The organism is Paenibacillus sp. 1781tsa1 (assembly GCF_024159265.1).
Lineage (GTDB): Bacteria > Bacillota > Bacilli > Paenibacillales > Paenibacillaceae > Paenibacillus.
This window is the reverse complement of sequence record NZ_JAMYWY010000001.1, coordinates 1,004,619-1,017,133: the sequence shown is the minus strand read 5'-3', so window position 1 is coordinate 1,017,133 and position 12,515 is coordinate 1,004,619. Positions and strand designations below refer to the sequence as shown.

The following is a 12,515-nucleotide window of genomic DNA, read 5'->3' as shown; positions in this document are numbered from 1 at the left end:
CGTGTATGAATCATTTGGCTAATCGTAATGGTCGAATGTTTACTGCCGCCGTCTTGAATCCGGGCATACGGCAGAACGGGTCCAGTTCCGGTCGGGTTGCCCGATTCACATTCTGAACACCACCCCAATGCATCGGCACAAACAACGTATCCTCCCGAATGGAATCCTTGATGCGCGAGCGAACCCTGAAGCTTCCGTACACCGATTGTATCTCTACCCACTCTCCATCGTGAATACGATGACGGGCAGCGGTAACCGGATGAAGCTCAACGAAGTTCTCCAATTCACGAGCTGCCAGTGCCGGACTACGATGCGTCTGCACCCCTGTAAGATAATGAGGAAGCACACGTCCGTTGGTAAGAATTAAGGGGAATTCCTGCGATATATCATTCCAGCCCAGGCTTGACTCACATGTGAAAGCCGCTTTGCCATCGGGATGTGCGAATCGATCACCAAATAACAAGCCTTCTCCTTGCTCTTCAAGGGAAGAACACGGCCAGTATACACCCTTTTCGTTACGCAAACGTTCATAGGTAATGCCATAGTAATCAGCCACTCCACCACGGCTCGCCAACCGAAGCTCATTAAAGATATTCTCGGCACAGTCATAATCAAAGTAAGAAACTTTACCCAATTTCGCGGCAATCCGGCATAATATCTCCCAATCATCGAGCGTTTCGCCTGGTGCAGGTCGTCCCTTTTCACGGAGCAGAACACGCCCCTCCAGATTGGTGAGTGTACCTTCATTCTCCATATAAGAGGTAACCGGAAGAACCAGATCAGCCATTCGTGCAGTCTCGGACAGAAACATATCTGCCACGATCAGAAAGTCCAGCTTATGCAAACCTTCTTCCACCAAACGTACATTAGGATTGGATACAACCGGATTGGAGCCCATGACAAGCAAAGCCCGAATCTCCTGGTCATGAACTTTCTCCATCATCTCGTAGGCCGAGACTCCTTTACCCGGTAAACTTGCAGGGTCCACGCCCCAGATCGATGCCACATAGGCACGATCGGCTTCATTTTCAATCGATCGATAGCCCGGCAGCTGGTCAGCCTTCTGCCCATGCTCCCGTCCGCCCTGCCCGTTTCCCTGACCGGTGATAGCACCATATCCACAGCCTTCTCGGCCAATTTTGCCAGTCGCTAATACCAGGTTGAGAAAGTGCCTGACGGCCATATGCCCATCCGTCTGCTGCTCCACACCACGCGCTGTCATGATCATACCTGTCTCTGCCTCACCATAGGCCAGCGCCGCCTGACGAATCAGGGCCAGATCAACTCCGCATTCTTGTGCAGACTGTTCGAGTTGAAGATCGGCCAACCCTTGTATTAATTGCTCGTATCCACGCGTTCGTTCGCCTATAAAATGAGGGTCCACCAATCCGGCATCCATCATTATTTTCAACATGGTATCCGCCAACAAAGCATCCATTCCAGGCTTTACCTGCAAGTGAAGATCGGCGATCGCCGCAGTTGCCGTTTTGCGGGGATCAATAACAATGAGAAAGGCCCCATTCTCCTTCGCCTGATTAAAGTATGGCAAGAGTGTAGGTTGGCATTCTGCGATATTGGTTCCCGCAAGTATAATACAGCCCGATTTCGGTATATCGGACAGGCGGAACGTCAGTCCACGGTCCATCCCGAATACTTTACTTCCGGCAGAAGCGGCAGCTGACATACAGAACCGTCCATTATAGTCGATATATTTCGTCCCCAAAGCAACCCTGGCGAACTTGCCAAGCAGGTAGGCTGTCTCATTCGTTAAAGATCCGCCTCCGTATACTCCGACCGTATCTGCTCCGTATGATTCTTTCATGTTCTGAAACCGCTCTGCTATGGTCTGAATAGCCTCCTCCCAGGAACAGGGTTCAAGCTCACCATTGCGACGAATCAGCGGATGCATTAATCGGTGACCACTTAGCGCATGCTGATGAGCATTCATACCCTTCACACACAACCTGCCCTCAGAGGCTTCATTCGGAACGCCTTGGACCGTATATTCCGCTCGGCTCTGGCCTGCAACAGGTGCAGCTAGCTCTTCAACTGTCATCTTGCATTGCACACTGCAATATGGACATTGTGTTTCTTTTACATACAGCTTGGATACCGCCATTTCCGAAGTTATCGATAATTCCATTTTCCCATCCCTGCCTTTCAGCTGTAATCGACCGATCCGTTTCAGACGGTGCTCTGCACCGCGGAAGATTCAAGAGATTGCTTCATCGGGGATGCTGAAGCCGCATCCCGCTCATGATGATGAATCGCAACAAGTTCCTTCTGTAGTTGGTCGTCCAGCAGCGTTTCCCGAATCGACATGAATCCCAATCGCTCGGTCCATGCCCATAACGGTTCATCATACCAGGCGGTTTGGCGATACCATTGAAGACAGGCTGATGCAAGCATAGCCGCTTGCCACTCCGTTTCTGCCACTCCGAGCAAACGACCTTGCTTGACCGGATGCTCTGCATGACCTCCTGCGTAAATCTCCCATCCAGCTGGTGAAGCCAGCAAACCAATATCCTGAACCAGTGCGCCAACTAATGATCCCGGCCCTGGTGCAACCCCAATATTCACGGATGACGGCATCACTGCACCGATCCAACTGGCACGAAGCTGTGCAGCCAACCTACTCACATCTCTGGCATAGGATGACGAAGGGATATGATTATCCCAGCGCACCTGAACCTCGGAGTGACCTTCGATCTCTGGAGCAACTATCGTTCCACCGAATACCTGCAAGTAATAGTGGATCACTGGACGACATACCGCGCACCCAAGTTCGGACCTCCAACCCAGTTGCTTCAGGATCAAGGGTAGGTCTGTCTCCCGATCAACAATGTCATCCAGCATTTCCTTCAGTTCTGAATGCCCAAGCTCCGTACAACTGCATACAGGCAATGGAGCAAATTTATCTGCTGTGGCTACTACTCCAGTACCCCCGTTATTTTTCAGGTTATGCGTATGTTTCAACAGTGCAGCCACCATCGGGCGACAGCCACCGCATGAACCCGATGCCTTGGTCTGCTCCTTCACCTGATCTGCCGTTTCCAGTCCCTGTTCCTGAATTGCCTTCATAATAGCTGCTTTGGTCACATTGTTGCAGGCACATACCGTCTCCTGAGCCGATAATGCGGCAGCAGCCCTCTCAGCCGGGTCCGGCGCCCCTTCACGCGGAGCCAATTCCGCCACATCCGCACCTCGTTTCACAAGTCCAAGCAACAACGTTCCTTCGGTTGTATCTCCAAATAAGATGGCTCCGCGCACTTTGCCAGCCTGCATCAGTACCTTTTTGTATGTGCCTTGAATGCCATCCAGATATTGAATTGCGGTCTGTACGCCTTCACCACTAATCTCGCCGGCAGAGAAAACATCAACTCCCGATACCTTCAACTGTGAGTAGGGTATAGATCCTTTGTATTCAGACGTTTTCTGTCCACAGAGCGTACGTGCGAGCACCTTCCCCTGTTCGTATAAGGGGGCCACCAGACCATAACTAATTCCCCGATGTTCGGCACATTCTCCAACTGCGTATATATCCGGTACACTGGTGCGCATATAGTCATCTACCATAATTGCCCGATTCGTGGCAATTCCACTTCGTCTGGCGAGGTCCACATTTGGCCGAATTCCTACAGCGACAATGACAACCTGTGCTTCAAGCTTGGAACCATCTGTGAACAGCAGTCCCTGCGCCTGTGATCGTCCGGTAATTTTCTGCGTATTTTTGGACAAAAGAAAGGACATGCCCTGGTCTTCAAGCTGCTCCTGAAGCATCGCGGCCGCTTTCTGATCCAACTGCCGGTTCATAATATAAGGTGCATTATGGACTACCACAGCTTCCATACCCAGATGCAGCAATCCACGTGCAGCCTCCAGTCCAAGCAATCCACCCCCAATAACGGCGGCCTTGCGATATTCTCTGGAATATTCAGACATACGCATACAATCATCAATGGTCCGGAAGGACATGACCCGCTCTTTATCCATTCCCGGGATCGGTGGGATAAAAGGTGAAGACCCTGTCGCCAGAATAAGGACATCATATGTTTCTCTTAGGCCGGATGCAGTCTCTATATATTTTCCACGGGTATCAATGCGGTGTACCGTTTCACCTGTACATAGTCGTATATGATGCTCTTCATACCAAGTCCAATCATTGATAATGATATTCTGTAACGAATGCTCACCCTGCAATACTTTCAATAACATGATCCGATTGTAGTTGGGACGGGGTTCATTGCCGTAAATTACAATCTCATACGTATCAGGCTCCAGTGCGATAATCTCTTCAACACACTTCACTCCAGCCATGCCATTCCCGATAATCACCAGTTTGCTTCTGCTCATGGGCTGCCCCCCCTATCTCTCTCACCTGAAAATAAACAGAAAAATCCCTTCTCCATAATTCGGAAAAGGGCACCGTTGCCTCCGGAATCCACACGCCTTTGTGTGGATTCATATTAGATTCAGATTAAGGGAATCCCAATCTAATGTCAACTAAATTAACATTAAAAATGCGAATAACGATTGAAAAATGAATTATTTAAAATTCCATGTAATTTTTGTTGACATATATATTTTCTCTTGATTATAATTTGAATCAAAATCACAGTGCTGTGATCAACTCAGATGCGGGAACACAATGACGTGTACCGCCTGTCGGCAACGGGGCCGCAAATCGTTCAGATCTGGACGAATTGCGGCCTTTTTCTGCCTCAACACGCACATAGAAAATCACGAAGTTCTCAATTGGATAAGGAGCGATGATGGATGATGGAGAGCAAAAGTTTTTGGAAAAGCGGGCATAAGCCCACCCTTTTCGGGGCGTTTCTGTATTTTGACATCAGTTTTATGATATGGGGAATGCTGGGTCCACTCGCAGTTGTCATTGCATTGGACTATCCGATGACTCCGCTGGAAAAGGCCAATCTGGTCGCATTGCCTATTCTCGGCGGCTCCATCCTGCGCCTTGTGCTTGGCTTCATGTCTGATTATATCGGTCCAAAACTAACCGCACAGATCGGGATGCTCGTCACCCTGGTTCCCTTATTACTCGGCTGGTTATGGGTTGACTCCTTAAGCCAACTGTACGTGGTGGCACTCTTGCTGGGTGTGGCAGGCGCCTCCTTCGCCGCTGCGCTACCGCTGGCGGGCCAATGGTATGGCAAAGAGCATCAGGGTCTCGCCATGGGTATTGCCGGGGCGGGTAACAGCGGAACCGTACTCGCGACGTTGTTTGCCAATCGCTTGGCTACGCATTTTGGCAGCTGGGAAGTTGTGTTCGGACTTGCTATGATACCGATCGCTCTCGTATTTATTCTCTTTTCTCTCTTTGCCAAGAATAGCCCTAATCGGCCTGAACCCAAGAAATTGTCCCAATATGGAAGTCTGCTTAAACAAAAAGATGCTTGGGTATTCTGTGCCTTCTATTGTGTGACCTTTGGTGGCTTCGTTGGATTATGTAACTATCTCACCATCTTCTTCAACACCCAGTATGGACTTTCACCTGTTCGAGCCGCAGATATTACCACCTTCTGTGTAATCGCAGGCAGTTTCTTCCGACCTGTAGGAGGTTATCTGGCGGACAAAATTGGTGGAACCCGCATGCTGACTTTCCTTTATACAGGAGCCTGCATCATGTTGATCGGGGTATCCTTCATGCCACCGCTTCCTGTTGTAGTCGTCATGCTGTTCCTCGGTATGATGTGTCTGGGAGCCGGAAATGGATCCGTGTTTCAGCTGGTTCCGCAACGTTTCGGCAACGAGATTGGCCTGATGACAGGTATTGTAGGTGCAGCTGGCGGATTGGGCGGGTATGCACTGCCACTGATTCTCGGTCAACTGTATAGCAGCTATCAATCCTATACACCAGGCTTTGTCATCCTTAGCCTGATTGTAGCGGCTTCTCTGATCCTTGTTCTCTTCATGCAATCCCGATGGCGTATGAGCTGGTTGAATCGGGGCAGCACAGGCCTGGCGGAATCAACGTCTCTCTCTTCGTAAGGCGTGCAATCACTCGCCCGTTAATCATGGTACAGTGGTACGAATAATCCATATGAATAATCTAAGGAACAGCGTGGCCCTATCAGGCTGCGCTGTTCCTTTGATTACGGCTATTCTTTTACTTAAGATGAATATTTTTGAAGAACAATAACCGCATTATGACCGCCAAAACCAAAGGAATTAGACATCCCAATCCGCAACTCTGCTCTTCTTGCCTCGTTTGGTACGTAATCCAGATCACACTCAGGGTCCCTCTGCTCCTGATTAATGGTTGGAGGAATGATGCCATGCCGCAGACTTTGAATAAGTGAGATCGCCTCCGCACCGCCTGCTGCACCAAGCATATGTCCCGTCATGGACTTATTCGCTGTAACCGGAATATCATAGGCAGCTTCCCCAAAAAGTTGCTTAATCGCTCTCGTCTCAGAGAGGTCACCCGCCTCCGTACTGGTGGCATGAGCATTAATTACATCCATGTCTTCAGGTCCAATCTGAGCTTCTTTCAGTGCTGCTCTCATCGCCAGATATGCCCCTCGTCCTTCCGGGTGGGTAGCTACCATATGATACGCATCTGAACTGGCTCCATATCCAATCACTTCGGCAAGAATATTCGCCCCTCTTCCCAGTGCATGAGATAGTGACTCAACAACCAGAATTCCAGCGCCCTCCGCCATGACAAAACCGTCTCTCCCCGCATCAAATGGACGGCTTGCTGCTTGGAACGCTTCATTTCTTGTTGACAACGCTGTCGCATTACCGAAGCTTGCCAGTGACACTTCGGTTACAGCCGCTTCTGTCCCGCCAGCAATAATAACATCGGCTCCGCCATGACGAATGCAACGGAAAGCCTCTCCAATGGCTGTATTGCCAATGGAACAAGCGGTTACTGGCGACAATGTCGGCCCCCAGCAACCGAACCTCATACTGACCATAGCTGCAGCCATATTGGATATCATCATAGGTACCAGGGTTGGGCTGACTCTCGCAGGTCCCCGATCGGACAGGACCTTGCCTTGTTCCATTAATGTCTGGATGCCGCCTATGCCTGAACCAATATATACACCTACCCTTTCACGATCCAATTCATCCATTACAAGACCCGATTGTGATACAGCCTGATCCGCAGCAGCAACAGCAAATTGAACGAATCGATCCATACGCCTTGCTTCCTTGCGTCCAAATTGCTCTTCACCATCAAAATCACGGACCACACCAGCGATTCTGGTTTTATACGAAGCTGTATCAAAATGTTCTATTGTTGATATTCCTGATCTACCCTCAATTAATCCATTCCAGAATGTATGTACATCATTTCCCAAAGGAGAGATGACTCCCATACCTGTAATCACGACTCGTTCCATGCCCATCCTCCTTTAGCGCTGTTGTCTTTCTTAATCTTACGCTATGCCACTAATAGTGCACTTTTGAATATCCTATTACAAGTTGTCAATTATAATAGTATAATGACTACCATGATAACGAGGATTGAAGGTGATGGATTGAACTACGATGTCAGGTTACAGGCATTGTCAACTTTTCTAAAAACACAGCGTTCCAAAATTTCTCCCGAATCGGTCGGTTTACCCACTGGAAGTCGGCGCAGAACGCCTGGTCTAAGGAGAGAAGAGGTTTCCCAACTGGCAGGAGTGAGCACAACATGGTATACCTGGCTTGAACAAGGTCGAGATATTCAGGTATCCCACTCGGTTTTGGACAACATCGCTTCAGCACTAAGGCTTACTGCGGATGAGCGAAAATATCTGTTTTCGCTGGCCATGGAACATCACTCGGAACTGCCAACACTGGAAGAAGAACCTGTTCAACTTCACCCTTCTTTGCAGAAAATTTTGCAAGAACTTCATCACTGCCCTACCGTGATCTCGGATCGGCGTTGTTACATTGTTGGCTGGAATGATGCAGCCCGGCATGTTTTTATGGATTTTGAACAGATTGCCCCCGAACAGCGGAATATGATCAGTCTATTATTTGATCGAAAGGAGTTTCGCAGGCTCGCCGTGAACTGGGAGGATTTTGTTAGCGGATTTCTGGCGATTTTTCGTGCTTATTATGGTCAGTATGTCGATGATGAATGGTATAATTTATTTTTGGATGACATGATGAACAGACATCACGATTTTCATACTCTTTGGAAACAAAGCAGCGTCAGCAGTGCCCCGGACGTATTAATCGAATTCAGGCATTCCAAAGCAGGCAAAATGTTGTTTGATCTGACTTCGTTGCAGGTTCAGGGTAGTTCCGATCTGCGTTGCAGTGTCTACACCCCTGCGCCAGAGACCGCTACCGAGCGCAAACTGATGCGCCTGATCGAGCGTGAAGCTGATCCACATCTTGGCGAGCAATAAATCGGATTCTCTCACCTCCTTGGAGTTATGTTAGAGTCTTGACATCCTCATGTAGCCTGTTTTAAATATCAGGTATATGAAGTTAATCCATGGATCTTAATCCTTCTACAAGAAGGAGGTTCAGAAAGGAATATCATGACGAAAGTGCTTATCATAGAGGACGACAACATGTTAGGCGATACATTATCCTTGTATTTACAAGGTGAGGGTTATGATGTTACCCGTGTCGATAACGCAAGAGATGGTCTTCTACAGCTTCAAGCGCGGCCTGATATCCTGCTTCTTGATTTGCTGCTCCCTGATTCGGGAAATATGAATCCTTGTTCTCTCATGCGCCAACATACGGCAATCCCCATCATTGTCATCTCTTCGTTAACCGAAGTTTCTGAACGAATTCGATCATTAACAGATGGGGCTGATGACTATGTATGTAAACCTTTCAGCATGCAGGAACTGAAAGCACGTATTGAGGCTGTATTGCGTCGTTACTCCATATTGAACAGCTCTGTGGTCACTGAACAGGAACCCGGAATATCTCTCGATCTGGCGCGAAGAACCGTTCTGTTGAATAACCGGCGAGTGGAGATGACATTTTCCGAATTTGAGATCATGAAGCTGTTTATCCTCAATCCTGGCAAGGTCTTCAGCCGGTATGCCCTGATTGAAGCCATTCGTGGTATTGATGCCTGCATTAATGATCGCACCATCGATGTGCACATTACCAAGCTTCGTAAAAAAATTGAGGACAATCCGAAAAACCCCCAATACATTCAAACCATCTGGGGGGTCGGATATAAGTTCACACCTTAAAATAATACATCTTTATTCAAGTCACCATGGCAGAGACCCGGTAATTTGATCAATCTCCTGTTGCACCTTCTCTAATACCGAGTTGAGTGCCTCTTCTTCAAGTAATGGACCGGATAAGAGCATCTCCAGCTGGAGAACCGCACACATCAGGTCCACTGCATGCAGATTCGCAGCTACGCCTCGAAGAGAATGAACGTTACGGATTACATCAGTGATCTGCTGTTGCTGAAGCTGAATCGTCAATTTTTTCTGAAACGAGCCATATTCCGTCCTGAATTTCGTGAGCGCATATTGCAGAATGTGCGGCTTGCCGTCCATCTGTCTAATGGCCTTATCTGAATCAATTCCATTGATCTCCCTTATGCCTTTTAGATCAATCCATATCGCCAGAATGTCTGCGATCTGTTGTTCATGTATGGGCTTAATCAGGATTGCATTCATGCCCACTTCAAGATACAGTTCATGCTCCCTTTTTAAACCATTCGCTGTAAGCGCAATAATGGGTGTACGGTCATATTTCCTCATCTTGCGAATGTGTCGCGCAGCATCCATTCCATTCATATCGGGCATATAGAGATCCATCAGAATCAGTTCCCATGCTTGTTCGTGCAATTTCTTCAAAACCTCTGTGCCACTGTTTGCCAGCGTGACCTTGAATCCGATATGTTCCAAAATGGCCCGAATAGCCAGTTGATTGATTTCATGGTCTTCAGCTATCAGAATGTGCCCTTTCAAGTTACGCGAATAGAATTCGTCGCCTTCAATCATCCCCTTGTTCTCCAGTGGCCCTTCACCCTGAAGTGCAAGTAACACTTCGAACAATCCCAGACGTGTAATCGGTTTGATCATCATGAGATCAGGGCGAAAGGATCTCTCCTTCCACAGGGCATTTTCACTAAAGGCATGAGTATAACCCACCATCTGATATTTGGTTCGATTCAATCGCTTCACCAATTTGTTCCAAAGTGAACTATGTTGTGTGTGCTCTGCATCCATATTCACCATAAACAATATTGAACTTATCCCCTGTGCATCAGATACACACCAATCACTTTCCAGCATATGGTTCAACGAAGGATACAGCTTCGGCTTCATCCCGAATGAGTGGAGTATCTGCTTCAAACTTGCACCCATTCGTTCATCTTCTTCAACGATAACCACATCATCCGCACAATATAGAAGAGGGTACGTTTGCAGGAAGGAACTTTCTTCTTCCGAATCTGCAAGTTCAAATATCAAGTCGAATGAGAACCGACTATACTTTCCCAGCACACTATCCACCTGCAAGCTTCCTCCCAAGGAGGTCACCAGAAGGTAACAGATGACCAGCCCAAGACCTGAACCACCATAGGTTCGATACGTGGAAGGTTCCGCTTGAGTAAACGGGACAAAAAGCCGTTCCAATTGTTCGGGTGACATTCCAATTCCCGTGTCCTCTACCTCAAAACGGACCTGAACTCGCTCCGCCTCCAATGAAAGCACCTCTGCCTGCAACGTTACATATCCATGCTCCGTAAACTTAATCGCATTACTCAGCAGATTCAATAACACCTGTTCAAGTCGGAAGGGATCACCAATCACCGTTAACGGCAGATCGGGATCGGTTGTAAAGATCACTTCGATATCTTTGTTCCCGATAGCCACACCGATCTGATCTGCCACGCGTTTGATCACATCCTCTGGTGAAAAAGAAACCTTCTCCAAAATCAGCTTTCCTGCCTCAATTTTCGAAAAATCAAGAATATCATTTACGAGGGCAAGCAAGGTTTGGGAGGACGCATTAATTTTACTCAAATAATCCTTTTGTTGTGGAGATAGATCTGTTCGTTGAAGCAACAACGAAAAGCTGATAATTCCGCTCAGTGGGGTACGAATCTCGTGGCTCATGAATGCGAGAAACTCACTCTTCGCCTGGCTTGCTTTGTCGGCCTTAACACGTCTATAGTGATCCGAAATATCCTGAATGACTGCCTTAATTTTCTCACTCGAGTTTAGTACTTTAACAGGGTATAGGTGAACCCGAACATGCTGCTCATGACCTTCTCCAACAATGAAACTCAGTTCCGTATCCTGGGCTATATTATGATGTAAGGCTTTGTGGAAAATGAACAACCAGTTATCCAGCTGCTCAATGAACAACAATTCTTCAAGCTGACGCCCAATCACTTCCTGCCTACCGAGTCCGAGCACATCCAGAAATTTCTGATTAACTGACACAATACACCTGTTGCTGTCCATACCGACGAACCAGTCTGCCGACACGCGCTCAAGAGTTCGATATCGCTCCTCACTCTCTTGAATTCTTCGTTTAACTGCTCTGTGTTCCGTAATATCGAGTCCATATCCTATGACATACTTCACCATACCTTCTTCTCGCAGCGGACGAAGCTTCACCAGTGAATAGTAACCTCCATGCTCAATCTCGTAAAAGAAAGACTCCCCTTTCCAGGCCCGGTCGAACTGCTTTCGCAGGAACTCTATCTTCTCTTGAGGTAAAATGTTCAACGTACCCAACGTGTAATCTTGCTTTAGACTACTCATATCCAGGCCCAGTCGGGAGAGCATCTCTCCTTCAAGCAGAAGGTACTCGAATTTTCCGTTCTGTTTTCCGATTTTAAAAGTAAAACCCGGCTGCATACGAAGCATCTCCAGCATTTCCTGATCCCTCTGAACGACCAATCTCCTATATCGATGATTTTGGTTCAGATAATACAGGAATAATATAACGGACAGGAGGCAGATACATTGAAAAAGGAGAACCTGCCCCATCATTAGCAGAGAAGGATTATATGTCTTTAGTACAAAAAACTCATACATCGTTATCAGCAATAACGCTCCGGACAACCACTTCTGCATAAATCCCCGGATATACTTAAAGATCAGGCATATGGCTACAACAAATAACAACTCTGTCAATGCATACTGCCAGTTTTCCAACAAGGAATTACGCCCCATATTAATCCGAAAAATCCACATGAATGCAAAAGTAACAAATGCAGAGCCAGTCCCACCAAAATAAGCGGCGAGCAGATACACACTTGCCCGGAAATTCAACAATGTACCATCATCAAACACAATAGAGAAATAATAAAGCGCCGTGCCCAACATGCTCAGTGTAATACCAATAATGATCCGAGTCGTGATCGATATTGAACGGGTAGCATTGGTTTGGTTCAGATAGTGATGAATCAGGAAAACAAAGATCAAAATTAGCGTGAAATTTAACACAAGATCGCGTAGCAAATGGTCACCGTCCACATTACGACTTCAGGATTTCATGCATTCAATGAATGTTGTCAGATTCACGGTCGCAGTTCCCCAGTACACAAATCA

The 12,515-nt window shown here is 47.5% G+C and carries 7 protein-coding genes; 3 read left to right on the top strand and 4 right to left on the bottom strand.

Annotated elements, in window-relative coordinates; all coding sequences use genetic code 11:
• Nucleotides 1-10: 10 nt before the first annotated feature.
• Together nasC and nirB are read right to left on the bottom strand one after the other, a co-directional pair.
• Nucleotides 11-2,143, bottom strand: coding sequence for an assimilatory nitrate reductase catalytic subunit NasC (nasC, locus tag NKT06_RS04570; RefSeq protein WP_253430504.1), 2,133 nt, complete (start codon nt 2,141-2,143; stop codon nt 11-13).
• Between the two features lie 41 nt (nt 2,144-2,184).
• The gene (nirB, locus tag NKT06_RS04565; RefSeq protein WP_253430500.1) at nt 2,185-4,353 is read right to left on the bottom strand and encodes a nitrite reductase large subunit NirB; all 2,169 of its coding nucleotides are present in this window, start codon (nt 4,351-4,353) and stop codon (nt 2,185-2,187) included.
• Between the two features lie 426 nt (nt 4,354-4,779).
• Between nirB and NKT06_RS04560 the strand changes: the two genes are divergently transcribed.
• Nucleotides 4,780-6,009: a nitrate/nitrite transporter gene (locus NKT06_RS04560; RefSeq protein WP_253442383.1), complete on the top strand. Its 1,230-nt coding sequence runs from the start codon at nt 4,780-4,782 to the stop codon at nt 6,007-6,009.
• A 122-nt stretch (nt 6,010-6,131) separates the two neighbouring features.
• Here NKT06_RS04560 and fabF read toward each other — a convergent pair whose 3' ends face one another.
• Nucleotides 6,132-7,370, bottom strand: coding sequence for a beta-ketoacyl-ACP synthase II (gene fabF / locus NKT06_RS04555; RefSeq protein WP_253430497.1), 1,239 nt, complete (start codon nt 7,368-7,370; stop codon nt 6,132-6,134).
• A gap of 138 nt (nt 7,371-7,508) precedes the next feature.
• Here fabF and NKT06_RS04550 point away from each other — a divergent pair, with 138 nt between their 5' ends.
• Complete coding sequence (locus tag NKT06_RS04550; RefSeq protein ID WP_253430494.1) at nt 7,509-8,372, top strand: helix-turn-helix transcriptional regulator; 864 nt, start codon at nt 7,509-7,511, stop codon at nt 8,370-8,372.
• 135 nt (nt 8,373-8,507) lie between these two features.
• Nucleotides 8,508-9,182, top strand: coding sequence for a response regulator transcription factor (locus NKT06_RS04545; RefSeq protein WP_253430492.1), 675 nt, complete (start codon nt 8,508-8,510; stop codon nt 9,180-9,182).
• Nucleotides 9,183-9,203: 21 nt separating this feature from the next.
• On the opposite strand, the gene NKT06_RS04540 is transcribed toward NKT06_RS04545, so the two are convergent.
• On the bottom strand, nt 9,204-12,425 hold the full coding sequence (locus tag NKT06_RS04540; protein ID WP_253430489.1) for a hybrid sensor histidine kinase/response regulator: 3,222 nt from the start codon (nt 12,423-12,425) through the stop codon (nt 9,204-9,206).
• Nucleotides 12,426-12,515: the final 90 nt, after the last annotated feature.

Bases quoted from the DNA above. Each gene is read 5' to 3' on its own strand.
- NKT06_RS04560 (WP_253442383.1), top strand. From the start codon at position 4,780: ATGGAGAGCAAAAGTTTTTGGAAAAGCGGGCATAAGCCCACCCTTTTC.
- NKT06_RS04545 (WP_253430492.1), top strand. From the start codon at position 8,508: ATGACGAAAGTGCTTATCATAGAGGACGACAACATGTTAGGCGATACA.
- fabF (WP_253430497.1), bottom strand. From the start codon at position 7,370: ATGGAACGAGTCGTGATTACAGGTATGGGAGTCATCTCTCCTTTGGGA.
- nirB (WP_253430500.1), bottom strand. From the start codon at position 4,353: ATGAGCAGAAGCAAACTGGTGATTATCGGGAATGGCATGGCTGGAGTG.
- nasC (WP_253430504.1), bottom strand. From the start codon at position 2,143: ATGGAATTATCGATAACTTCGGAAATGGCGGTATCCAAGCTGTATGTA.